This window comes from Oligoflexia bacterium (assembly GCA_034439615.1).
Classification (GTDB): Bacteria; Bdellovibrionota; Bdellovibrionia; order JABDDW01; family JABDDW01; genus JAWXAT01.
Map to the genome: position 1 here is coordinate 59309 of JAWXAT010000035.1, position 22944 is coordinate 82252.

The 22944-nt window shown below is 39.4% G+C and carries 24 protein-coding genes; 15 read left to right on the forward strand and 9 right to left on the reverse strand.

Annotated elements, in window-relative coordinates:
• Nucleotides 1-39: 39 nt before the first annotated feature.
• The 4 genes from SGI74_08770 (at nucleotide 40) to SGI74_08785 (ending at nucleotide 3168) form a co-directional block, all read left to right on the forward strand.
• Nucleotides 40-1767 carry an ABC transporter transmembrane domain-containing protein gene (locus SGI74_08770; protein ID MDZ4677589.1) on the forward strand — a complete coding sequence of 576 codons (1728 nt, stop codon included), beginning with the start codon at nucleotides 40-42 and terminating at the stop codon, nucleotides 1765-1767.
• Nucleotides 1768-2337 carry a DUF1415 domain-containing protein gene (locus SGI74_08775; protein MDZ4677590.1) on the forward strand — a complete coding sequence of 190 codons (570 nt, stop codon included), beginning with the start codon at nucleotides 1768-1770 and terminating at the stop codon, nucleotides 2335-2337.
• 203 nt (nucleotides 2338-2540) lie between these two features.
• Nucleotides 2541-2831 (forward strand): nucleotidyltransferase family protein, encoded by a 291-nt coding sequence (locus tag SGI74_08780; protein MDZ4677591.1) that lies wholly within the window; start codon nucleotides 2541-2543, stop codon nucleotides 2829-2831.
• The gene (locus SGI74_08785) at nucleotides 2821-3168 is read left to right on the forward strand and encodes a DUF86 domain-containing protein (GenBank protein ID MDZ4677592.1); all 348 of its coding nucleotides are present in this window, start codon (nucleotides 2821-2823) and stop codon (nucleotides 3166-3168) included. Before SGI74_08780 ends, SGI74_08785 begins: the two co-directional genes overlap by 11 nt.
• Nucleotides 3169-3220: 52 nt before the next feature.
• On the opposite strand, the gene SGI74_08790 is transcribed toward SGI74_08785, so the two are convergent.
• Nucleotides 3221-4078, reverse strand: a complete 858-nt coding sequence (locus tag SGI74_08790) for a tyrosine-type recombinase/integrase (GenBank protein MDZ4677593.1) — start codon at nucleotides 4076-4078, stop codon at nucleotides 3221-3223.
• Between the two features lie 154 nt (nucleotides 4079-4232).
• Between SGI74_08790 and SGI74_08795 the strand changes: the two genes are divergently transcribed.
• Together SGI74_08795 and SGI74_08800 are read left to right on the forward strand one after the other, a co-directional pair.
• On the forward strand, nucleotides 4233-5363 hold the full coding sequence (locus SGI74_08795) for a sigma-54 dependent transcriptional regulator (protein ID MDZ4677594.1): 1131 nt from the start codon (nucleotides 4233-4235) through the stop codon (nucleotides 5361-5363).
• A gap of 71 nt (nucleotides 5364-5434) precedes the next feature.
• Nucleotides 5435-5965, forward strand: coding sequence for a hypothetical protein (locus SGI74_08800; protein ID MDZ4677595.1), 531 nt, complete (start codon nucleotides 5435-5437; stop codon nucleotides 5963-5965).
• Nucleotides 5966-6018: 53 nt separating this feature from the next.
• Here SGI74_08800 and SGI74_08805 read toward each other — a convergent pair whose 3' ends face one another.
• Together SGI74_08805 and SGI74_08810 are read right to left on the reverse strand one after the other, a co-directional pair.
• The gene (locus SGI74_08805; protein MDZ4677596.1) at nucleotides 6019-6417 is read right to left on the reverse strand and encodes a hypothetical protein; all 399 of its coding nucleotides are present in this window, start codon (nucleotides 6415-6417) and stop codon (nucleotides 6019-6021) included.
• Between the two features lie 116 nt (nucleotides 6418-6533).
• Nucleotides 6534-7253 (reverse strand): hypothetical protein, encoded by a 720-nt coding sequence (locus tag SGI74_08810; GenBank protein ID MDZ4677597.1) that lies wholly within the window; start codon nucleotides 7251-7253, stop codon nucleotides 6534-6536.
• A gap of 117 nt (nucleotides 7254-7370) precedes the next feature.
• Here SGI74_08810 and SGI74_08815 point away from each other — a divergent pair, with 117 nt between their 5' ends.
• The gene (locus SGI74_08815) at nucleotides 7371-7970 is read left to right on the forward strand and encodes a septation protein IspZ (GenBank protein MDZ4677598.1); all 600 of its coding nucleotides are present in this window, start codon (nucleotides 7371-7373) and stop codon (nucleotides 7968-7970) included.
• A 5-nt stretch (nucleotides 7971-7975) separates the two neighbouring features.
• Here the strand turns inward: SGI74_08815 and SGI74_08820 are convergent, their stop codons facing one another.
• From SGI74_08820 to SGI74_08835, 4 genes are all read right to left on the reverse strand, one after another.
• On the reverse strand, nucleotides 7976-9007 hold the full coding sequence (locus SGI74_08820) for a mechanosensitive ion channel (protein MDZ4677599.1): 1032 nt from the start codon (nucleotides 9005-9007) through the stop codon (nucleotides 7976-7978).
• A 59-nt stretch (nucleotides 9008-9066) separates the two neighbouring features.
• Nucleotides 9067-11298, reverse strand: a complete 2232-nt coding sequence (locus tag SGI74_08825) for a hypothetical protein (protein MDZ4677600.1) — start codon at nucleotides 11296-11298, stop codon at nucleotides 9067-9069.
• A gap of 4 nt (nucleotides 11299-11302) precedes the next feature.
• Nucleotides 11303-11800 carry an AgmX/PglI C-terminal domain-containing protein gene (locus SGI74_08830; protein ID MDZ4677601.1) on the reverse strand — a complete coding sequence of 166 codons (498 nt, stop codon included), beginning with the start codon at nucleotides 11798-11800 and terminating at the stop codon, nucleotides 11303-11305.
• A gap of 195 nt (nucleotides 11801-11995) precedes the next feature.
• Nucleotides 11996-12829 (reverse strand): flagellin, encoded by an 834-nt coding sequence (locus SGI74_08835; protein ID MDZ4677602.1) that lies wholly within the window; start codon nucleotides 12827-12829, stop codon nucleotides 11996-11998.
• A gap of 550 nt (nucleotides 12830-13379) precedes the next feature.
• Between SGI74_08835 and SGI74_08840 the strand changes: the two genes are divergently transcribed.
• Nucleotides 13380-14258: an alpha/beta fold hydrolase gene (locus tag SGI74_08840; protein MDZ4677603.1), complete on the forward strand. Its 879-nt coding sequence runs from the start codon at nucleotides 13380-13382 to the stop codon at nucleotides 14256-14258.
• Here the strand turns inward: SGI74_08840 and SGI74_08845 are convergent.
• A complete protein-coding gene (locus tag SGI74_08845; protein ID MDZ4677604.1) occupies nucleotides 14242-15213 on the reverse strand; it encodes an alpha/beta hydrolase in 972 nt (323 codons plus the stop codon). The genes SGI74_08840 and SGI74_08845 overlap by 17 nt on opposite strands.
• 3 nt (nucleotides 15214-15216) lie before the next feature.
• Nucleotides 15217-15429, reverse strand: coding sequence for a hypothetical protein (locus SGI74_08850; protein MDZ4677605.1), 213 nt, complete (start codon nucleotides 15427-15429; stop codon nucleotides 15217-15219).
• Nucleotides 15430-15509: 80 nt separating this feature from the next.
• On the opposite strand from SGI74_08850, the gene clpB reads away from it, so the two are divergent.
• The 7 genes from clpB (at nucleotide 15510) to SGI74_08885 (ending at nucleotide 22944) form a co-directional block, all read left to right on the forward strand.
• Entirely contained in the window at nucleotides 15510-18086 is a 2577-nt protein-coding gene (clpB, locus tag SGI74_08855; protein MDZ4677606.1) for an ATP-dependent chaperone ClpB, read from the forward strand.
• Between the two features lie 221 nt (nucleotides 18087-18307).
• The gene (locus SGI74_08860; GenBank protein MDZ4677607.1) at nucleotides 18308-19042 is read left to right on the forward strand and encodes a hypothetical protein; all 735 of its coding nucleotides are present in this window, start codon (nucleotides 18308-18310) and stop codon (nucleotides 19040-19042) included.
• 88 nt (nucleotides 19043-19130) lie between these two features.
• Nucleotides 19131-20249, forward strand: a complete 1119-nt coding sequence (gene ribD, locus SGI74_08865; GenBank protein ID MDZ4677608.1) for a bifunctional diaminohydroxyphosphoribosylaminopyrimidine deaminase/5-amino-6-(5-phosphoribosylamino)uracil reductase RibD — start codon at nucleotides 19131-19133, stop codon at nucleotides 20247-20249.
• Nucleotides 20234-20854 (forward strand): riboflavin synthase, encoded by a 621-nt coding sequence (locus SGI74_08870; protein ID MDZ4677609.1) that lies wholly within the window; start codon nucleotides 20234-20236, stop codon nucleotides 20852-20854. The genes ribD and SGI74_08870 overlap by 16 nt, the downstream gene beginning before the upstream one ends.
• Nucleotides 20838-22052: a bifunctional 3,4-dihydroxy-2-butanone-4-phosphate synthase/GTP cyclohydrolase II gene (locus SGI74_08875; GenBank protein MDZ4677610.1), complete on the forward strand. Its 1215-nt coding sequence runs from the start codon at nucleotides 20838-20840 to the stop codon at nucleotides 22050-22052. The genes SGI74_08870 and SGI74_08875 overlap by 17 nt, the downstream gene beginning before the upstream one ends.
• A complete protein-coding gene (gene ribH, locus SGI74_08880) occupies nucleotides 22049-22522 on the forward strand; it encodes a 6,7-dimethyl-8-ribityllumazine synthase (protein MDZ4677611.1) in 474 nt (157 codons plus the stop codon). The genes SGI74_08875 and ribH overlap by 4 nt, the downstream gene beginning before the upstream one ends.
• Nucleotides 22523-22602: 80 nt before the next feature.
• Nucleotides 22603-22944, forward strand: coding sequence for a hypothetical protein (locus SGI74_08885; GenBank protein ID MDZ4677612.1), 342 nt, complete (start codon nucleotides 22603-22605; stop codon nucleotides 22942-22944).

The window sequence follows — 22944 nt, forward strand, 5'->3', positions numbered from 1 at the left end:
AACACAACTCATTTGTGACATTTGTTAAAGGAATTTTTTTTGGAAAGCATCAAACGACTTTTTCCGTATCTAAAACCCTATCGTGGAACGATCATCGTCACACTTATTTTGGGTGTGCTGCTTGGCGCCACGAATATCGGTATGGCTAAAATCGTTCAAGTCGTTAATGACGATATATTTATTAAAAAAGATCAAAGAATGCTGCTCCTTGTACCGCTTGCAGCAATTGCGCTTTATTTTGTGATGGGTTTATTACGCTACTTTCATATGTACTATCTCAGATACACAGGTGATCGAATATCAGTAGATATTCGAAATGATCTTCAAACCCAATACGCAAATCTTAGTCTTGATTTTCATACAGAGAACTCATCAGGTAGTTTGATCAGTAAAACCATGAACGATGTGGTGCTTGTACAATTAGGTCTCACACTCCTTGCTGATATCGTTCGCGAACCACTGACCATCATCGCACTATTAGGATATCTTTTTTATACTAACTGGATGCTCGCCGCTGCGATTTTTCTTGCAGCACCGATTGTGATTATTGTTTCAAAAAGTCTTGGCCGTAGTGTTCGTAAATACAGTCATATGATGCAAGAGACCAACGAAGAATGGACTAGCACCATTAAAGAGACCATTGATGGCATCAGAGTTGTGAAAGCCTTTGGGCTCGAAACCCATATGGTCAACAAGTTTAAAAAAGTTGCTGATAAATTTTTATTCACACGACGAAAAATCTTGGGCCGCGAAGAATTAGCTGGGCCCGTGTTTGAACTTCTTGCTGCTGTAGTAGTTGCAGGCATTTTGTACTTTGCTGGATTACAAATCATTCAAGGTAAAATGACTCCAGGTGAATTTTTATCTATAATTTCAGTATTGGCAATGCTTCAAGGCCCTATTAAAAAACTTCAAGATGCCCATGTGCGTTTGCAACATACAATCGCCGCTGCACAAAGGGTATTTGCGATCATTGATACTCCTGTAAAAGTTCAAGATCCTGAAAAACATAATCGCAAATCAATACCTTGGCCCGATCAATGGGACACCATCGATTTTAAAAACGTGCAGTTCTCATACGGTAATCACCCAATTCTTCGCGGTATTAACCTTAAAGTACGTCGTGGTGAAGTTGTGGCGATCGTAGGCGCTAGCGGAGCAGGAAAAACAACTCTCGTAAATTTACTTCCACGTTTTTATGATGTCGAAGGTGGGCAAATAACAGTTGGTGGTGTTGACGTCAAAGACATGCAGGTTCGTGATCTGCGTGGTCATATCGGGCTTGTAACCCAAGACGTGTTTTTATTTAATGAATCAATCAAAGATAATATTTTAGCCGGCAATACAGGTAATGAACCAGATGTGAAGTCAGCCCTCGAAGCTGCTCACGCATTGGCGTTTGTACAAAATCTTCCTCATAAAACTGAAACACGTGTGGGTGATCGCGGAGCTAAACTTTCAGGCGGTGAACGTCAACGTATCAGTATCGCTCGTGCTGTTTTTAAAAATGCGCCTGTTCTCATTTTAGATGAGGCTACGAGTAGTCTTGATTCTCAAAGTGAACTTGAGGTTCAAAAAGCTCTTGATGAACTCATGCGCGGGCGTACTACATTTGTAATTGCCCACAGACTTTCTACAATTCAAAAAGCGCATCGCATTATTGTTTTGTCCGAGGGTAAAATCATTGAAGAGGGAAGTCACACTGAACTTCTCACTCGCCAGGGTGCTTATCAAAAACTTCATTCTATTCAATTTAATGGAGCGTAAGTGAGTCTAGATTCAAAAACAGATTTTGAAGATTCACAAAAGATCATCGATAAAACGGTGAGCTGGCTTGAGACGATCGTTATTGGTCTTAATCTGTGTCCATTTGCCAAGGCAGTTCATACAAAAAAACAAATTCGGTACGTAGTAACTCAATCAGTATCATCTGATGAATTATTAAAAATTTTAAAATCTGAATTAAAAAGCCTTCATGCAACAAATCCTAATGTCGCTGACACAACACTCATCATTCACCCTCAATGTTTAAAAGATTTTTTAGATTACAATGAGTTTTTACAAGTGGCAGAAAATGCGATTGCACAAATAGGTTTAGAAGGTGTGCTTCAGCTTGCGAGCTTTCATCCACAGTATCAGTTTGCAGGTTCAGAGCCCGACGCTATTGACAATTACACAAATCGTTCACCTTACCCAATGCTTCACATCTTACGCGAAGCCAGCGTTTCAAAAGCAGTAGAACTTTTTCCAGAAGCCGTAATGATACCTGCAAATAATGTAGAAACAATGAACACGCTAGGCTTTGAAAAATTAAAAAAGCTTCTCGATACTTTCTAAGCAACTCCAATTTCAAAAAAATCCCTTGTTTTTGAAGCCAGAATGAATGGCGTGCTTACACTTCATCCGCTTATGAATATTGATGCAGCTCGGAACGAGAAGTCGAGTGACGCCTTCTAGTAAAAAAGTTGCCTATGGTCTCTAATTTAGGTAAAAATGAAGAATAAGATGTGAGTTTAGTCATTTATTGAATGAGGCCTTTGATGACACTTTCTCAAATCAAGGATATTCTAAAAACTAAAGAGGCAGAGCTTCTTGGGCTTCACGTCAAATCATTATTTGTTTTTGGATCGGTCGCCAGAGGTGAAGAAAAAAAAACAAGTGATATTGATTTCTTGGTTGAATTCAGCCAACCTGTGGGGATGTTTGATTTTTTGGGACTGATGTATTTTCTCGAAGACCTTCTAAAAACCAAAATTGATTTAGCCACTAAAAAAGCACTTCACCCACGTCTTAGAGACGATATTTTGAAAGAAGCCATTCGTGTCGCCTAGAGCCTGGAAATTACGAATTCATGATATTCTAGATGGAATCAAAGATATTAAATCATTTATAGCCGATAGAACCCGCGAGCAGTTTAGCGCAGATAAAAAAACTTATTTGGCTGTTATTCGTTCTCTGGAAGTCATTGGCGAGGCTGCTCATCATACGCCGGATGCGATCAAGAAAAAATATCCTGAAATCCCATGGCGTAAAATCAAGGACTTTCGAAATGTTTTGGTCCATCAATATTTTGGTATCGACAATGACATCATATGGAAAACAATTAACGATGAGCTTTTATCTCTTGTTCAAGTTTTTGAAAAAATTCTTAGCCAAGAATCTGAGTAATTTTTGTTCAGAATTCTGAACCTCATTCGCTGGCGCTCTGTTAAATATTTTATTATCTAGTAGTGCGCCGACGCACTTTTGAATTCACCGGATGTTTGTCTTCTAATGTCTGAGCCAGCTTATCAATAGTGACATGGGTATAGCGTTCAGTAGTTTGCAAACTTGAGTGTCCGAGTAGTTCTTGAATGTTTCTTAAATTAGCCCCTCCCTCTAATAGATGAGTCGCAAATGAATGTCTAAGCATATGAGGGTGTAACGGGCGACTTAAACCTGCCTTTATGCCCATCTGCCTAATACGTCGATGAAGTGTTCGCACATTAAGTGGTTTATCGTTTTCACCTTCAAAAACATATTTTTCGCCGTGCACATGTGCGTACACGCGTTTAGTTTCTTCTAGTAATGGCACCCATCGCCACTTACGACCTTTTCCTAAGACTTCAATCGCATTTTTTTCTAATGAGAAGCGACTTACCTCAGCATTGGCAGTTTCTGAAACTCTTAAGCCTGCGCCATACATGAGTAGAAAAATAAGTTGATCGCGATAACCTTCAGAGGTTTTGTCTTTTGAGATTTCAGACCACAATAAAAGTGCTTCATCGGCAGAAAGATAATGTGGAAGTTTTCGTGGCACTTTAGTTTTTCCAAATGTCGATGCCAGATCATCTGCAATAAAGCCCTCATCAAATGCCCAGTGAAGAAAACCTTTGAGGGCCGCAATTTTTCGAGCACGTGTTGCCGGTGAAAAGCGCGTTAATCCCAACGCACATTTCATAATCACGGGCCGGTTGAGTGAAATTCCCTGACTAAAAAACTGAATTATGTCAGATTTATAGGCTCTGAAGGTCTCAGAGGATTGGAATTTTTTCTCTATTACTTCCAAATATTTAGGTATGATTACCGATAGTTCCATGCTGGTGTCATTTTGACCTTACCTTTCTTCATAGCGCAGTGCAATATTTAGCTTGTACCAAATACACCATAATGGTATAAGTTTCTCTCCTGGTGAACACAGGAAATGGAGCCATCCCCAGGAAGTAGGTGGCATGTAAAGTAGTGAGGTTACTATGAGCGAATTCCAAGGTTCTCCTTTTGCCCCAAACACTTCGAGTAATACCAATGCAGTACCAGCTGCTATCCCAAGCCCAAGACCACAAGGGTCACATAATGTTCAGATGATCTATAAATCTGACATTGTATCCCAGTTGGTGAAGATGATTGAGCGCGTGGCTCCATCACAGGCTACTGTCCTTATTTTAGGACAAAGTGGTACAGGAAAGGAACTCATTGCGCGTCTTATTCATGAAAAAAGTAATCGCAAGAACAAGCCTTTCGTCGCAATTAATTGCGGCGCACTTCGCGAGACACTTTTAGAGAGTGAACTTTTCGGTCATGAAAAAGGATCATTCACTGGTGCCTATACACGTAAAATCGGTCTTGCTGAAATCGCAAACGGTGGAACATTGTTCCTCGATGAAATCGGTGAGCTCACACAAGGCATTCAATCAAAGCTTTTAAGATTCCTACAAGAGGGTGAGATTTATCGCGTAGGTGGTAAAGATCCCATTCGTGTAGATATCCGTTTGGTATCTGCTACTAATCGTGATTTAGAATCTGAAGTTGTAAAACAAAATTTCAGAGAAGATTTATTTTATCGTATCAATACAATTACGGTAAACACTCCGGCCCTCTCAAAACGTAAAGAAGATATTCCGGTTTTAGTTGAGCATTTCTTGTCTCAAGGTAAACATGGGTATTTGGGTCGGGGTCGGCAGATGTCACCAGAAGCTATGGCCGTTCTTATGAACTATCCATGGCCTGGTAACATCAGAGAATTGCAAAACGTTTGCGAACGTATGCAAATCTTAGCTGAAGGTCACATGATTATGGTTGGCGATTTACCAGATAATATTCGTCGCCCCACTGAAAAGGTGAGTGTAGCTGAGTATGATCCCGATACAACTTTGTATGAAGTTGAAAAGCGTCATATTTTAAAAGCTCTTCACTACTTCAACGGAAACAAAACACGTGCTGCTCATTCATTGGGCATCACGATCAAAACACTATACAATAAACTTCATATGTATGGTGAGTTTGAGAATTTCTCAGTGCACTCAAAGCCAGAGCCTGTAGTGACTGAAGAAAGCAAAGTAAGTGCAACTGTTGGAGTATCTAAATCTGATTCTCCAGTAGTCTAATAAAAGTAGTAACAAACACATAAAGCCCTTGGTAGAAATGCCAGGGGCTTTGTTTTACTGAGTAACTATTGATGATAAAAATCTTTCTTTTAGTATTGAGTATTCAATTCGGTATTGCAAGTCAGGGTGCTGCTTCATCAAGGCTAATTCCCGGAAAATTTTGTTTAGGAAAACTAATTGAGACGATTGGTTCTAAAGCGGGGATTGTTTCGCCACGATCGGTGTATTGGACGCAGAGGCTAGGTGTGCAATTAGAATCGATTGTTAAACTTGAGGCTCATGAAGAAAGCTTGGGGCATAGAATTCGAATTAAAAAAGCAGTTCAGTTTGTTGCCAATCAAGATTTAAATTCTTTAGAAAAGGCAGATCTTTTTTGGGGTTTAGTTGATGCCATTAAGTTCTCTGATACATATTTTTACTCAACTGCAGAACAAGATTCTGCTGGTAATTATGTATTTCACGGATTTTCAATTGTGCATTTTAAATCGCCAACAGCAGTGATCAGTTCTCAAGGTGAAGTGTATTTGGGTTTACATCTCAGACTTCATAAGGGTGAGTCGATTAATCTTGAATCACTTCAACATATCCCTGCATCAAAATAAAAAAGGCGATCAAGTGATCGCCTTTTTATAAATCGTAAGTTTAATATTATATTTTAAAAATATCCTTCGTCATCAGAAGATTCTTCTTCTTCTGCCGTGGGTGTTCCATAATCATCGTCATCATCGAAGTTCTCAAAATCAGCTTCTGCAGTACCAACAACAGCGCCTTCTTCTGTTTCTTCACCAGCTATTGGATCCAAACCAGGTTCATTTGTTTCTTCACCTGTATGGGGATCATAGCCCATTGCGGCTCCACCAGCAGCTGCAGCAGCTCGCTTAGCGGCTTTTTTAGGAGCAGCTTTTTTCACAGCTTTCTTTGCTACTTTTTTTGCGGCCTTTTTAGGTGCTGCTTTTTTAGTAGTTTTTTTCTTCTTCGCTGATTTTTTAGGAGCAGCTTTTTTCGCTACTTTTTTCTTCTTCATCGGTTTTTTAACTTTTTTCTTCTTAGCCATTTCGGCCTCCTCTGGTGCTCGGAATCACACATCTTAATTGTCTGATTATGAAAAGTTGCGAGCTCCGCTGCAAATAAAAAATGAGGTCTTTATTTAGCTCAGCGCGTTAGTTTGGGTTAGCTAAAGAGATTATCGAGTAAACGTGCAAGTTCAGGAGGAAATACCAGGGCCACATAGAAACCGCCATCACTTATAACCTTGCGAGGCACAGTTGCCGCATAGCCTAAGATTTTAGTCTGTTTTTGATTTTTGATGGGAAAAGTGAGGCTAATCATCGGATCAAGCCCGGGAGTAGGAATAAAAAGAGCGAAATATTTAACTGAACCATAGATGTACATATTTATTTTTTTATTCTGAACATGACCCGCAACACGTGGCAATTCACCGCCAGGAACCGACGGGAGTGCATCACCATTTGGTAATTTCTCTGGATTAGCAAATTCAAAACCTTTTACCAAATATACCAGAGGAACATTTATGCTCAATACCCAAACACCTTGAGGATCAAGTGCAATCTCAGCTGTTGCCCCAGGAATACCTTGCACAGGAAAGCTTGCTCCTGTTCCAAGGGGATTTGATGGAAATGGAACGCTTAAGATTAATAAGTTATTCACCGTATCGATTCTAAAAATGCGTGTTTGATTTAGTGGACCGCCGCTGACAAAGCCCATGGTGTCGACACTTGTCCACATTTCTTGTGTCGAAGTGAGGCTTGAACTATCAAGGTGTGTGGGGCTCTTAAACGATCTTTGGCCGCATCCGGTAGTGCCCAGAGATGTGATCAGGAAAAAAGAAAGTGCAAAGAATGAACTTAAATTTTTTGTACGCGATAGCATATTTTGTTCCCCCAAACATGCGAGAGCTGATATCTCTATTTTGAACTTTTGCGCTTTGAAAGTCTATGGCTTTTTAATCTAAATTATTGAAATTACTGGATAATATTTAGTCATAAAATGAAACTTTTAATCCTCAGCCTTATACCCGTATTGATTTTTTGGTTTGTTGAAGAAAAGTTCGGCACTTTTTGGGGTATTGTTGCGGCCATTGTTTGGGGTTTTTTAGAATGCACTTACGAATATATTCGTTACAGGCGAATCCAGAGCCTCACACTTTTGAGTACTGCATTTATTGTAGTTCTTGGAAGCCTTGGATTATGGCTTGATCAAGGAGCATTTTTTAAATTTCAACCAGTCATCATGGAATTGATTTTTGTCGGCATCCTGTTGTGGGGCGGACGCGGTGGAATGCCGTTACTACTGAAGCTCGCGGTAAAAACACAGCCGAAGGTTTTTAATCAAACGCCAGTGCCTGGTAAAGAAGCCCAGCATTTAGCACTGATGGAAAAGCAAAAACAATTAATGCAAAGACTCACACGTCACCTGATAGCTGTACTTATTATTCATAGCGTTTTGTTGGCGTATCTTGCTTTGTACGGCACCACAGGTCAGTGGGCTTTTTGGAAGGGTATCGGGTTTAATGTTTTTTTGCTTTTCTGGATGGCTTGCGAAATTATTCAAATACGAATGAAAGCGAAAAATAAAACAAAGAATTAAATTTATCAATTCAAAGAGAATTTTTTCATAGCTAGTTGGATATTATTTTCTTTGAGTATGTGAAGTGCTCCAGTGATTGCGCGATCAGTAACTTCATTTGTTTCAGTGTATCGTTCAGCATTGTAAAATACTGTGATTTCAACGGCCCAATCACTGACGTTGGTGATATGTGCTTTAGTTGTATCTTTCATTATGCCTGGCGTTTTTTCTAAACAACTTTTAAGTAAGTGTTTGATACGATCAGTGTCTGAGCTTAAATCAAAATTGAGCTTAAATTTTTGCGAAAGCCTGTTGTCGGGTAAATTAAAGTTGGTAACACGTGAATTACTAAGCTCATTATTGGGGACAATTAAAATATTTCCATCAGGTGTTAGAATTTGAGTGCTACGCATTCCAATTTGAATAACTTCACCAGTATCACCACCAGTGAGTGAGATTCGATTGCTAGGCAAAAAGGGGCGATCAATCAAAATTGTAAAGCCAGAGATCATATTGCTAAGTGTAGGTTGTGCTGCAAGACCGATAGCTAATGAGCCAATACCAAGGGCAGTGACGATGTGCCAAATGTCATAGCTGAAATGTCTCATTACACCCATGAGTACTATAAAAAAAGTAAGTACTTTAATTGCTCGAGTGAGAAGTGGCACAAATTCTTTAGCATTTCCTTTGCCAACACACGGGATCAATAAATCGGTAAGTTTAAATACAGATTTTAGAACTAAGAGTGCGATGAGTACAAAAACCGTATTGTCTATCAAAACTAAAAGTAACACGGGCAGGGGAAATGACGAAACTACGAGTTGCACAGCAATTAGCAAAAGTACACTTCGCAAAAACTTTTGAATAACGATCAAAATCTGTACATCATCGATAGAAGACGTTGATTTTATATAACGGCTAAGTGCTGAAAACACAAACTGCAAGACAATGGTAAATAAAAAGAAAAATCCAACTAAAATAATAGCCGATTGAATTAAGCCCAAGAGCCATAGATTTTGAATGTTTATTCCGAGAGATTCTATAGTTTGTTTAATCATGGTTAAAGTATCAATGCCACAGAAGATGTGGTGAATCAATAGCATACGGAAACATACTGTCAAAAATTTATGCCGGCACCAATACTTGTCGAAATAAAACTAGTTTGAGTGAGTATGAAAATACTTTGATTGATAAAATCAAATTGTCGATATCCAAGTGACCCTTCAATAAAGAAATTTGGTTTCAAGAAAATTTTTAAATGGCTTGCAAGATTAAAGTTTCGTCCCATGACTGTTGTTTTGCTTGTGGGCATGAAGTAATAATCAAATTGAGCATCAATCCACTTTGGGTATTTTAGCCATTTAAGTTTATTGAGAAAATTATCAATTACTTTTGGCATGGGACTACCGTAATAACCTCCAACACCAAGCATGTTACCGCCTGTGGCGTTAAAGTTTACACTTTGATAACTTAAAACAGGCCCATAGAGCTGGTCGTGATTCCACAGACCTGGTTTGATGTTATATTTAATATCGAAATTAATCGTCGTGAATTTAACTGAATTACCCAATTTATTTTTAGCATCGACAATTGTTGTAAGGTATCTTAACGAAGTTCCCCATCTTTGAACGCTGAGCCTGTAATTTTCCCATTTAAAAAACTGTTCCAGCCATGCAGCGACGCCAAGTTCGCCTTGTATAAGAAATTTGGATGAATCTGTTAAAAGACTTGAAAGCCTTAAGACCGCTTCATAGGGGTAGCCGCGATAAATATCATAAAAAGCCGGAATTTCATTTTCATTTGAAATTATTTTAATAATGCGATGATTAATAGTTGCTTTATCTTGTGATAAAAACTCCCAATCAAAAGTATTATTGCCTGTCATGGTTACTTTATTTTCTGTAGACTCCACCTTTAATTTTGAGTTCTCGCTAAACGCACCATGTAGTTGAACGGTGTTTCTATATGTTCCGCGGCGTGTACGGTTTTTTAAAAACAATCTATCGAAATCAGTGAGAAGTGGTTTTGTAATTTTAAGTGGCAACACCAGTGGGGTATTTCCGGGATCATTAAATATTAAAAATGGTTTTTTAAAGTCAAGTGTTGCTTGCCAAGTGTCATCGTTGTTTTTAACTACATTAGGAGCGAGAGGCGCGATGGTGCGACCAGCAATAATAATATTTTTCTTGTTATGACTTTGTATTAAATCAAAAAGTTCCGGTTCCGCTAAAGGCCAATTTACTTCAATGTGATATTCGCCGCCATTTCCGAGTAATGCCTTCAAGATTAGTTTTTGATCTTTTTTAAGAGTTACTGAGCCTTTTAAATCCCTTGGTTTATCGTCGATTAACACATCTTGGGGTAAACTCTTGAGTAATGTGTTATCAACCTTACTGTCTATTGTATCGATGAGAAAGGTTCTGCTGGTTTTTGCCATAATATAAACGTCTGAACAAATACTATTGGCGCAAAATCTGAAACCTTCTTTGTTCTTCCATTTCGACATTTTTTTCTGGGCGTCATTTCGATCATATTGATCTTTATCTATCTTAATACTTTTCTCTTTTTTAGAGCGAGAAGGTACAAGCGTGAAATTTTTTTTAATTGCATCCTCCCCAAGTTTTGCCTTCATAAATTCATCGCTTACGGGAAGCTCCACTGCCTCCTCTTGAGATTCTTTGCCTTGCTGATAAAATGTAATGCTAATTTCTGCTTGATCATTGGCCATGCTAATTTTTTTATTGGCACGACTAGCTTTTAATTTCTGTTCTTTGCGGTACTCTTTGAAATTAAGTATTTGAAATTTTTCTTCTTCATTAATGAGAATATAAGTCTTTGAACAAAAAGAATGCTTAAGTTCGTTTTCGACTGCGTGCATGCAGTAACGAAATGGAATGTTTTGTTTCCATGATTTAAGATCTTCCGTGGAAATTTTTATTTCATAGTTAGATTCTTCAAAATGAGGGGTTTTTATAGTATAGAAAGCTAGGTTATCTTTTGGATTTACCAATTCTATTACCCCGCCTCGAGATAAAAGAGTTTTGGGCCAAGCGAATTTTAATTTATAAACTGTATTTTTTTCTTCAATACTTAAAAGCTCAAGGTCGATCTCGTCATTTTTAATTAATTGACCGCCTAAGTCTAAATCGTCATTCGGGGCTAAGCTGTAGTGAAGTTCATAATCTTTAAATTCTACACCATTCTCTTTTGGAGCAATATAAAGTGGAATGGTGTATTCAGAAATATCAATAGATTTGGGTAGTGGAACCGTATCGGCAATTACTGTTGTTGAGAGAATTGTGGCGCAAGAAAATAATATAATGATTATACTTGAGTATATCTTCAACATCACTTCACTCGAAATTCATAGGGTAATTAATGTTAATAGGGTTGGATCCACCAAATTTTCTAAAATGCAAATTTTTTAATATTCCGACTAAACACTTTTCAAGCTCCTTATCTGGCGAGTTTAACACACTTGCTTTGATCACATTTCCATTGGGGCTTATCGAGATTGATGTCTTAATCTGTCCGCGAGCTTCTGGGTTTTTCCGTGCATATCTTCCGTAACATCTATTTAGTTCGGTCATTTGTGTTTGCATAACTTTGGCAATTTCTTTATCTGAAAGAGTGTCTTCATTTTTTGCTTTTTGTAGCTGTGGCGGAGGAGTTGCGGTACTTGCTGGTGTCGTTAGTAAGTTGGGTATGGATGGCGATGGAGACACGCTTGGATTTGAAATGGGTGTAACTGATAAGTCAACTGCAAGTGGGCGTTGTTTGTCTTTTAGAATAAAATAACCACTAACACCTACGATTAACAGAAGTATTGCAATCCCAAGTAATTGTCGCATAAAGTCCCACTGATTGACTAATATCTAGTATTAGAATCAATTTTTAAGAGAATTTAAAGTTAATACTAGCATACGGATGGCTTTAGTGTAGTTTTCGTATGACATAAAAAAAGAGGGCCAATCGCTTGGCCCTCTATAAGAATCACATTCTTAAGACGCGATCCTGTAAATCACAGCTTATAAGCTGAAACTTAATCAGCCAATGAGCTTTAGCGCGATATTAGGTACTTGGTTGGCTTGAGCCAGTGTTGAAACACCAGATTGCAACAGTACACTATTTCGAGCGAGCTCAGCGGTAGCATTCGCAACGTCCGTGTCACGGATACGGCTATTAGATGCACTCATGTTTTCTTCTGTAATGCTTAAATTCTGAACAGTAGAATTTAAACGATTTTGTAGCGCACCAAGGTTAGCTCGTGTTGAGTTAACGCGTGTGTGTGCTGCATCAAGAAGAGCGAGTGACTCTTGTGCGCCTTCTTTTGTGCTGTAGTCAACGCCTTCGAGGCCAAGTGCATCGATAGTAGCGGTGTTCTCACCAGCAGCAAAAGTAATTCTATCTTCGAATTCGTTGTTGTGGATACCAACTTGGAAATCGAAGTTAGGTGACGTTCCATCCAAAAGGTTTGTTGAACCCCATTTGGTGGTGAGAGCGATACGTTGCATCTCGTTTTTTAACTGACCTACTTCAACGTTTACCATTCCGCGCTCAACATCACCAATGGTGTCTGAAGCAGCTTGGATACCCAACTCACGAAGACGGGTAACGATGTTTGAAATTTCATTCAAACCACCTTCTGCAACTTGAACCATTGAGATACCGTCGTTAGCGTTACGATTCGCTTGACGAGCGGAACGAATTTCAGATTTTAATTGTTCTGAAATTGCTAAACCTGCAGCATCGTCAGCAGCTTTATTAATGCGGCTTCCGCTTGCTAATTTTGAATAACTATCTGAAATTGCCATCTGTGAATTTGTCAAATTTCTTTGAGCGTTCACTGAAGCAATATTTGTTGATACTCTAAATCCCATGACTATTCTCCATTCATACCGTTAATCTCCCTCCGTGAAAAATTCCCTCGCATATATACTTCCTTGCTGGGCGGGCATCCGAGCCCTTGGTTGTTAATTAAATTTTCTGAGCAAACTACAAACTCCATTTTTACTACTTACGTACTACTTTGTTTTACTGCTCTTCCGCGGCTTTCCTCCTCTCGTTAATAGAGGCGATCTCTGATCGCCCCGCCCTATTCCAAGTTGGGCGTGATGGGATAATTCGAAACATCACTCACACTTTAAAGAACGTCCGTTCCCTTGAAGTGCAACGTGCATACTATATTTTCGGGAAAAGGCTCTGTTTCTTGACAGGCGCTTAGTCTAGATTGTGCCTATTAGTGAAAAATACTTAAGCATATGTAGTTTTTTGCTAACACTTTGACTGCACGAAAGTCGAAGTTTGCAGTCAATACATGAGAAAAAAATACCTACCTGTCATTGCATATCAGAGCTAGACCCAAACAATGAGATCAGGTAGAAAATTACTTTGATCACATGTTCCATGCATTGTGATTTTGGAGGTCATATGACATCTCATTTTTTACTGCTTATTGTGCTCCTGGTGAGCTCAGTTGCGTCCCATGCAGCGCCATGTGGTAATCCCTGGCGAAATTCAAAGGGGCCGGGCTGTGATTATGTGCAATGGGGAAATACCTACGTTCGTGCTGGATATGTTTTAGAATCTGCGCAGAACAAATTTCTTGGCAACGTGCTTTATTTTGAAGGTCTGGGTGACTCCATGCTCAACCACTTGCCGCTTTTTAATTCACTTTCTAAAGCCGGGTTTCGCGTGATTGCATTTGATTATCCAGGGCAGGGTGGTTCTCTGGGATCAATGGATAACACAAATATCAGCGATATAGTTAAGGCGGGATCAGAACTTTTATATCTCTATGGTCGTGATGTTCAAAATTCACAAAAGATTATTATTGGTTGGTCTACTGGTGGGTTAGCTGCCTATTTTGCCGCGTATCTTGGCCATGCAGATAAAATAGTTTTATTAAATCCAAGTATTGTTCCACGAATAAGATTTGGTGGTGGGTTTAGAATGCAAATCACTTTAAAGAATTTAACATCCCAGTCCTATTTAGGATATGGAATTGACCCGCATATTGAAGAAATTAAGCCTAATTCACCTTTGAATGTACCATTATTTGCAGCACACTTATTAGCGACTTCTTACTTTGTTCGAAATTTAAAAATTGCGCCTCACGTTCAGGGGTTGGTGCTTCTTTCTGGGCGGCATGATCGTTTTATTGATCCCACAAGCACGCAAGATATACTTGAAGAAAAAGCGCCCCATTTTGAATTTCATTCTTTTCCAGAAGCTTTTCACGAACTAGATAACGAACGAGAGCCTGTCAATCAATGGGTGAGAAATGAAATCATCAAATTTTTGAATTAGAGATAAATTCTTTGATCTTATCCACAATCCACTGTGGATCTTCTTCTTGCAAATGGTGCCCTGCATCGGGATGAATATGAAAAAGACTTTCTGCTAAACTCTGGTGTAATTGTTGACCATAGCGTACCGGAACGAGTCGATCATTTTGACCACACAAAATTAGTACTCGCTTATTGAGTGCTTTAAATCTTGGGATCAGAGTTTTATCGATGAGGGCTTCAAATGAAGCGACAAAGGCGTGGTGAGTATCGTCACTTGCCATAAATGGCGAAATATAGGCTGATACAACTTCATCAGTAATGTCACGTTGTTTTCCATAAAGGGTTTTCATAAACTGTTTTACCACCACCTTATTTATAAAAAGTGGTGGTAACAAATCGATGAACAATCTTATTTTTCGTAAATCAAGTGGGCCAATAATTTTTGGGTCATGTGCTGAGTTAATGAGTACAAGGTCTTTAATTAAATCTGGATTTTGAATAGTCATTTCTGCTGCAATTGCACCGCCCATACTATTCCCGACTAAAATACATTGCTGCACATTTTGAGCTTTTAAAAATTCAATGAGCAATTTTGCTTGTGCGGCGAGCCCATAACTAGATTTGCGCGGTTTGTCTGAGAGTCCATAGCCTTTAAGATCAATGGCCCAAACACGAAATGACCTAGCTAAAAGTGGAATCAAAAATCTCCAACAATAAAGATTCGCACCTATACCATGAATAAGAAAAATATCAGGGCCACTACCTTCAACGACGTAGTGGAGTTGAATATTATCAATCATTAAGTGTTTACTCTGTGGGCCCGGAATTTTTAGACCATCATGAGCATATTGACGCATCAAACGCTTGCGGTAAAAATAGGCGAGAGTCCAACCGCCCATAGTAAAAAACATAAAAATGATAATGAGAGCTGCTAAAATCCAAAGCCACTTTTCACTAAGGATTTCTTGTATCATGAATTAATCAGTTTCCATGGTTCTACAAAAAGCGATCATTCCATTTTTTTCTAAATCGGCCAACTGAGTGCGTTTTAAATGCGGTGTGGTAGGGTAACCAAAAATACAGGTTTCTGTTTTGAAATCAAAATGCGTGCAATCTTCACATGCAGTCGCATAGTTGAGTAACTTGTAATTTTCTGGATTTACGTAGTCTCTGAGTATTTCATTTTTCATATATAGCCAGCTTGACACCTGTCATTTAATAACCACACTTAACTTAAGATAACTGGTAAGAAAAGTTAAGGATTAAGGTGATGAAAACAAATAAATTTACCATTAAAAGCCAAGAAGCCCTCAACGACGCTTTGAGCGGAGCTGAATCAAGTGGGAACCCGGCCGTAGATGGAATTCATCTCTTATCAGCACTGTTAAATCAGGCTGATGGTCTTGTCATCCCGGTACTTGAAAAACTTCAAGTAAACATAGCTAATTTCAAACGTGATGTAGAAAGTGAATTGGTTAACGAGCCCCGTGTTTCTGGTAGTGGGCAAAATGTTAATATCACTTCTGCTTTGAAAAAAGTTTTAAGTTTAGCTGAAAAAGAAGCGCTTAGTTTCACTGATGAGTTCACAAGTACAGAACATTTTTTATTAGCGCTTACACAAGTTGAAACGTCAGCCCAACGATTATTAAAGCGACATCAAGTAACTACTGATAAATTAAGACAAGCGTTGATTGAAATGAGAGGTACTCAAAGAGTCACTGATGAAAATCCAGAATCAAAATTTCGTGCGCTAGAAAAATATGCCCGTGATCTCACCGCCGTTGCTGCTCAAGGAAAGCTTGACCCTGTTATTGGTCGAGACGAAGAAGTACGTCGTGTGGTTCAAGTCTTAAGTCGTCGTACAAAAAACAATCCAGTCCTCATCGGCGAGCCAGGTGTAGGAAAAACAGCCATCGTTGAAGGCTTAGCACAAAGGATTATCAAGGGAGATGTTCCTGAGACACTTTTAAATAAAAAACTTTTATCATTAGATTTAGCAGCCATGATTGCAGGGGCTAAATACCGCGGCGAATTTGAAGATCGCCTCAAAGCGGTGCTTAAAGATGTATCCGCAAGTAACGGTAGCATTATTCTCTTTATTGACGAGCTCCACACAATTGTTGGAGCTGGTGCAAGTGAAGGGGCCATGGATGCCGGCAATATGCTAAAGCCAGCACTTGCGCGAGGAGAACTTCGCTGTATAGGTGCAACTACTTTAGATGAGTATCGAAAACATATCGAAAAAGATGCAGCCCTTGAAAGACGTTTTCAGCCTGTGCTCGTAGGTGAACCAAGTGTTGAAGATACAATTAGTATCTTACGTGGTCTGAAAGAAAAATACGAAGTCCACCATGGGGTGCGTATTAAAGATTCAGCGATTATTTCTGCTGCAACATTAAGTCATCGTTATATAGCGGGTCGTTTTTTGCCAGATAAGGCAATTGATCTTATCGATGAAGCCGCAAGTAAACTTCGCATTGAAATTGGGAGCCTTCCTGTTTTGATCGATGAAAAACAGCGCCGAATTATGCAACTTCAAATTGAAAAAGAAGCACTCAAGCGAGAAAAAGACGAAGCCAGTCGTGATCGTCTATTAATATTAGAAAAAGATCTCACCGAACTCACAAGAGATGCCGATGCTCTTAAGAAAAAATGGCAAGCCGAAAAAGCTGTCATCATGAATGTTCGTAATATCAAAGAAGAACTTGAACAAGTACGAAATGATATTTCAAAAGTTGAACGTGACGGAGATCTCGGTAAAGCCGCTGAACTTAAATATGGTCGACTTCCAGAACTTGAAAAGCGTTTGAACTTCGAGGAAAAGCGAATTAAAGAAACTGAGGGCAGTCGCATGCTCAAAGAAGAAGTTGGCAGCGAAGATATTGCCGAAGTTGTCGCAAAATGGACAGGCATTCCTGTTTCAAAAATGCTTGAAGGCGAAGCAGAAAAACTTCTCAACATGGAAGATCGTCTTCGTGATCGTGTTGTAGGGCAAGATCATGCACTTGTGATGGTATCAGATGCAATTCGACGAGGGCGAGCAGAGATTTCTGATCCCCATCGACCCATTGGAAGTTTTATATTCTTGGGTCCAACAGGTGTTGGTAAAACTGAAACAGCAAAAGCTTTAGCAGGTTTTTTATTCGATACAGATCAAGCCATGATTCGCATAGATATGAGTGAGTACATGGAAAAACACGCAGTCTCACGCCTTGTCGGCGCACCTCCGGGATATGTTGGCTATGAAGAGGGTGGACAACTTACTGAAGCCGTCAGACGTCGGCCGTATTGTATTGTGCTTTTAGATGAAATCGAAAAAGCGCATCCAGATGTTTTTAATATTTTGCTACAAATTCTAGATGACGGCCGTTTGACCGACGGTCAAGGCCTCACCGTTGATTTTAGAAATACAATTATCATTATGACAAGTAACGTTGGTAGCCAGGTGATTATTGAAGAAAAATTATCTACAAAAGAAAAAGAACAAGCTGTGATGCAAGCACTTAGTCAAACGTTCAGACCAGAGTTTTTAAACCGCGTTGACGACACAGTAATATTTAATGCACTTGGTGAGAAAGAAATTGTTAACATTGTAAAATTGCAACTCCAATCACTTCAAAGGCGCTTAAGTGATCGTAAAATCAATTTAGAATTTGAAGATTCTGCACTCAAATATCTAGGTAAAGCCGGCTTTGATCCAATATACGGCGCACGCCCCTTAAAACGCGTGATTCAATCCAAAGTTCAAAATGAACTCGCTAGACTTATTATTTCGAAAGAAGTTTTGCCGGGTGATTCAGTTGTTGTGAAAGCAAAAGGCGATAACATTGAGTGTGTGAAGAAATAAGATGGTGGCTCACAACGCACTCAAATTTAGTGATTAAAACTTTTTTGAAGTAATGCGGTATATGCAGTTTAGGTTTCGAATAATCGAGTTAGTGACAAGACTTTTGTCTTAAAGTGAGTAACCCATCCATTCCCAACTGGAAATGCTTTTGCAACTGGTAAATCTTGAAAAAATCAGCAATCCTATTTAAAGAGAATTTTTAATCAGCGCTGGAGCTTATTGTGAAACAAATTGGATCCATCATTTTACTCATCATTGGAATATTCGTAACAACTCACTCCAACGCACAAGAACAATTTCGAAAACGATCTGATAAACCAGTACAAACATCACTTGCAACAACACACACTTTGCCAAGTGCATTTGTAATTCCAGGTGGGACAGTAATTTTAGGTACCACTATGGGCATTGGTCTTTTTGACATCATAGACATCACAACAAATTTATTCTTAAATTTTAATTCAGTTTTTAACGTTCAATCCAAAGTTTCGCTTTGGAGTAATGAAGATTTTGGTCTCGCTGTATATGCAGGTTACATGAGTCAATCTATTCGCACTCAGTATCTCAACACAGCAAACGGATTAATCGAAACTAAGAATACAAACGTGACAGCGGTACAACCAGGTGGTGTTTTTTCTTACCGACTACATCCTCGCCTTGTCGGTCATTTTGGAGTCAGCACAAATATTCAAAATCCATCTGTTGCCAAATCAGATCTTGAGAAAAAAACAGGTTACTTGCGCGGAACAGTCTTAAATAAAGAATTTGCATTCGGACTTTCGCGTACAGTCGCACTCGCAGCAGGTGGATCATACGATTTTAAATATGATATCCCCGGTGCAGGAGCGAGCCTTCACATTGGTGGCTTTCAAATCGGCGCCCATTATTTTTTCAACGTAGCTGAGGGTTCCGTAATGCCTATTATCGGTGGCGGTTACACAGCAACAATCGACTAATCCAACACTTAGCTGTTTAATTTCTGATGCGTCACGCGTGGCGTTAAATATTTGACATTCTTGGGCTTTAAAACTAAAACAATGCCCTATGTTTGATATCAAATTCATGATGCAAGAAGCCCTTAATTTAGCCACCAAAGCACGTGGAAAAACAGCACCCAACCCTATGGTGGGTGCTGTTGTCGTCACAGCTCAAGGTGAAATAATCGGGCGCGGTTTTCATCCTCAAGCTGGTCAACCACATGCCGAAGTTTTCGCCATCAATGAAGCCAAAACAAAATCTCACGATCTAAGCCAGTGCACATTATTAATCACACTTGAACCTTGTAACCATACTGGGCGAACGCCACCGTGTACTGATCTTATTTTGGAATCTAAAATTAAACATGTCGTTATTGGTGCGCTTGATCCAAACACCTTGATGCAAGGAAAAAGTTTAGAACTTCTAAAGCAAAAAGGTATTGAAATCACATCTGGAGTTTTACAAGCCGAGTGCGAAAAACTAATTCGCGGATTTAAATCTGTTATTAAAAATGGCAGACCTTTTATAACTTTAAAAGCAGCCACAAGTCTGGATGGTAAAATTGCAACCTCAACTGGTGAATCACAATGGATCACTCAAGAGCCCGCACGCAAACTCGCACGGCAAGAACGCTCGCAACATGATGCAATTCTAGTTGGTGTGGGTACAGTGCTCGCTGACGATCCACAGCTAAACGTTCGTGATGGTTCGACACATTCTTTAACAAAAATTATTTTAGATTCTCGCTTGATGACACCTCCTCAAGCTAAATTATTTTCTACACCAGGTAGTGTAATTATTTATTGTGACGAAAATTATTCTGCAGAACGAAAAGATCTACTAGAAAAAACAGGTGCCCTTGTAGTCCCTATGCTCAATGATCAGCAACAAACTCCAGGGTTACTTAATCTAAAAATTATTTTTGCTGATCTCGCTAGGCGTGGTGTACAAGAGCTGATGATTGAAGGCGGAGCGCGTGTATTAGGTGCTGTAGCACGTGAAAAACTTTTTGATCGTGTACTTTGTTTTGTCGCACCCAGGATTTTAGGTTCTACAAGTCTTAATGTATTTGAAGGTCTTGATGTGAAGCTTCTCAACGAAAGTATCGAGCTAGAAAATATGACAACCCGTTTAGTTGGAAAAGATATTGTCATTGAAGGTATGCGTGTATGTTCACCGGTTTAATCAAAGAAGTGGCTATATTTCTCAACCGTGAAGATGCCCAGGGCGGTCTACGCATTGAGATAGAGCGTCCAAAGAATTGGACTGAACTTGAATTAGGCGAAAGCATAGCGCTTAACGGAATTTGTCTCACCCTCACTGAGTTTAATGAAAACAAAATTGTTTTTTTCGTTGGCCTTGAATCATTGGCTAAAACAAACATACAAGCAATTCGTAAAGATCAAAAAGTTAATCTAGAGCGAAGCCTAGCTCTTGGTGATCGTTTAGGCGGGCATTTGGTATCAGGTCACGTAGATGGCGCAGGCCTTGTTATGGGAAAAGAAATCAGAGGCGATTGTCTTTGGTTAAAAATCCATATCAATGAAAATCTCATACGCTGGGTGGTTCCCAAGGGGAGCATCGCACTCAATGGTGTAAGTCTCACGGTTAATGAATTAGATCGCAAAAACTTAAACGCTGAATTTCTTCTCATTCCAGAAACACTTGAGCGAACAAATTTAAAAGATATATCTGAAGGTGAGTTTATAAATATTGAATGTGATCAAATGGTAAAAATCATTGCAGAGCAGGTGAAGTACTACGGGGTAATCAATGAACACCATCCATGAACTTATAGAAGAAATTAAATTAGGCCGTCCTGTTGTTCTTGTTGACGATGAAGATCGTGAAAACGAAGGTGATATCGTCATAGCCGGAGATGCCGCAACTCCAGCGATTATAAATTTTATGGCACGTGAAGCTCGAGGTCTTATTTGTTTAAGTCTTACGTCACAACAAGTTGAAAAATTAAAACTCCCTATGATGGTTGCTGAAGGTGCAAATCTTTCTCCCCACCGCACAGCTTTCACGGTAAGTATTGAGGCGGCACACGGAGTGACAACAGGCATTTCAGCTGCCGATCGTGCTCATACTATACAAACGGCTATTAGACCTGACGTGACACCGCTTGATATCGTAACACCAGGACATATTTTTCCTTTAAAGGCACAAGATGGTGGGGTTTTAAAACGTGCAGGGCATTCAGAGGGAAGTGTTGATTTGGCAAGACTTGCCGGGCGTGATCCGTCAGGTGTAATTTGTGAAATCATGAATGAAGATGGAACCATGGCGCGCGTCAGCGATCTTGAAAAGTTCTGTAAAACCCATGGGCTAAAAATGGGTACCATTTCTGATCTTATTCAATATCGTGTTCAATACGAAACTCTTGTTGAAGAAGTTGCAAAAAGTCATTTGCCAATCGAGATAGGTGAAGGTTTTGAAATACGAGTTTTCAAAAATAAACTTGATCAAACTGAACACGTTGTTCTTCAAAAAGGTAAAATTAATTTTGACGAACCAGTACTCGTGCGTGTGCATAGTGAGTGCATGACGGGCGATATTTTCGGAAGCCTTCGTTGTGATTGTGGTGAACAACTTAAAGCCGCATTGAGACTTATTGAAAATGAAGGCAATGGTGTTTTACTTTATCTTCGTCAAGAGGGGCGAGGTATTGGCCTGGTAAATAAAATCAAAGCCTACGCACTTCAAGATGGTGGAATGGACACCGTAGATGCCAATGTTCATTTGGGTTTCAGGCCAGACGAGCGAGACTACGGTATCGGAGCTCAAATTCTTCGCTCTATAGGTGCAACAAAATTAAGATTAATGACAAACAATCCGGCTAAACGCGCAGGCCTTAATGGTTATGGAATTTCAATTGTTGAACGAGTCCCACTTAAAGTAAGTCCAAATATTAAAAATGAAACTTACTTGCGAACAAAACAAGAAAAGCTAGGACACCTTTTTGATACAGAAGTGAATCAATGAAAAAAAATAAATCACGATCAATTAAGAAATCTACAAAACTAAAAATCGGAGTGGTCACTGCCCTTTTTAATGATGATGTGACGTTGAAATTAGAAAAAGGTGCACTCAAAGCACTTAAAAATGCAGGCCTCACAGATAAAGATATTATAGCCGTGCGTGTGCCTGGTGCATTTGAAATACCCTTAGCTGTTCAAGCTCTGTTTGATAAAAAGCGAGTTGACGGAGTTGTGGCTGTGGGAGCTGTTATTAGGGGGGATACCACCCATTATGACTATGTATGTGAAGCCGTAGAACGAGGATGCTCTCAACTCTCCCTTGAATATAAAAAACCTGTCGGATTTGGCGTACTTACCACCGAGAACGACGAACAAGCGTTAGCTCGAGCCGGAGGTGTTCATGGGAATAAAGGGTTTGATGCTGCACAAGTTGTAATAACAATGTGCATGCTTTTGAAAGGACTTCAAAAGTAAGGTAGATCACTTGACGCAAACAGCGCTTAACTGGTATAACATATAACCTTTAAGCGTTACATTTTCATGGAGGTTCTAGCGTGTCAGTTAAATCAACAAGTAAAAAGAAACCTGTTTCGAAAGCGAAAAAACAAATCGAAGAAACCGTAGTGGTTGTCGAAAAAGTTGTTTTGACAGAAGCAGAAGAAGCAAAAGCCCGCGTTCGTGTAACGCAACAAGATTTCATGAGACGTCTGACTGAAAGAGTCACCCAATTCGATGCTCAAATGATTCTTGATGCAGCGATGTTAACTGCAGGCGTAGATCGTCCTGAGGGTTTTTTCAAAAAAGACGAAGCCCGTGACATCTGTCTCGCTTTGATTAAGCGCGGCGGTCCTGCATTTGCTGTTGGTACAGGGATCTATCGCGAAGTCGTAGGTTAA

Bases quoted from the DNA above. Each gene is read 5' to 3' on its own strand.
- clpB (MDZ4677606.1), top strand. From the start codon at position 15,510: ATGAAAACAAATAAATTTACCATTAAAAGCCAAGAAGCCCTCAACGAC.
- SGI74_08790 (MDZ4677593.1), bottom strand. From the start codon at position 4,078: ATGGAACTATCGGTAATCATACCTAAATATTTGGAAGTAATAGAGAAA.
- SGI74_08805 (MDZ4677596.1), bottom strand. From the start codon at position 6,417: ATGGCTAAGAAGAAAAAAGTTAAAAAACCGATGAAGAAGAAAAAAGTA.
- SGI74_08820 (MDZ4677599.1), bottom strand. From the start codon at position 9,007: ATGATTAAACAAACTATAGAATCTCTCGGAATAAACATTCAAAATCTA.
- ribD (MDZ4677608.1), top strand. From the start codon at position 19,131: ATGTTTGATATCAAATTCATGATGCAAGAAGCCCTTAATTTAGCCACC.
- SGI74_08810 (MDZ4677597.1), bottom strand. From the start codon at position 7,253: ATGCTATCGCGTACAAAAAATTTAAGTTCATTCTTTGCACTTTCTTTT.
- SGI74_08840 (MDZ4677603.1), top strand. From the start codon at position 13,380: ATGACATCTCATTTTTTACTGCTTATTGTGCTCCTGGTGAGCTCAGTT.
- SGI74_08830 (MDZ4677601.1), bottom strand. From the start codon at position 11,800: ATGCGACAATTACTTGGGATTGCAATACTTCTGTTAATCGTAGGTGTT.
- SGI74_08780 (MDZ4677591.1), top strand. From the start codon at position 2,541: ATGACACTTTCTCAAATCAAGGATATTCTAAAAACTAAAGAGGCAGAG.
- SGI74_08845 (MDZ4677604.1), bottom strand. From the start codon at position 15,213: ATGATACAAGAAATCCTTAGTGAAAAGTGGCTTTGGATTTTAGCAGCT.
- SGI74_08850 (MDZ4677605.1), bottom strand. From the start codon at position 15,429: ATGAAAAATGAAATACTCAGAGACTACGTAAATCCAGAAAATTACAAG.
- ribH (MDZ4677611.1), top strand. From the start codon at position 22,049: ATGAAAAAAAATAAATCACGATCAATTAAGAAATCTACAAAACTAAAA.
- SGI74_08835 (MDZ4677602.1), bottom strand. From the start codon at position 12,829: ATGGGATTTAGAGTATCAACAAATATTGCTTCAGTGAACGCTCAAAGA.
- SGI74_08875 (MDZ4677610.1), top strand. From the start codon at position 20,838: ATGAACACCATCCATGAACTTATAGAAGAAATTAAATTAGGCCGTCCT.
- SGI74_08870 (MDZ4677609.1), top strand. From the start codon at position 20,234: ATGTTCACCGGTTTAATCAAAGAAGTGGCTATATTTCTCAACCGTGAA.
- SGI74_08800 (MDZ4677595.1), top strand. From the start codon at position 5,435: ATGATAAAAATCTTTCTTTTAGTATTGAGTATTCAATTCGGTATTGCA.
- SGI74_08825 (MDZ4677600.1), bottom strand. From the start codon at position 11,298: ATGTTGAAGATATACTCAAGTATAATCATTATATTATTTTCTTGCGCC.
- SGI74_08795 (MDZ4677594.1), top strand. From the start codon at position 4,233: ATGAGCGAATTCCAAGGTTCTCCTTTTGCCCCAAACACTTCGAGTAAT.
- SGI74_08815 (MDZ4677598.1), top strand. From the start codon at position 7,371: ATGAAACTTTTAATCCTCAGCCTTATACCCGTATTGATTTTTTGGTTT.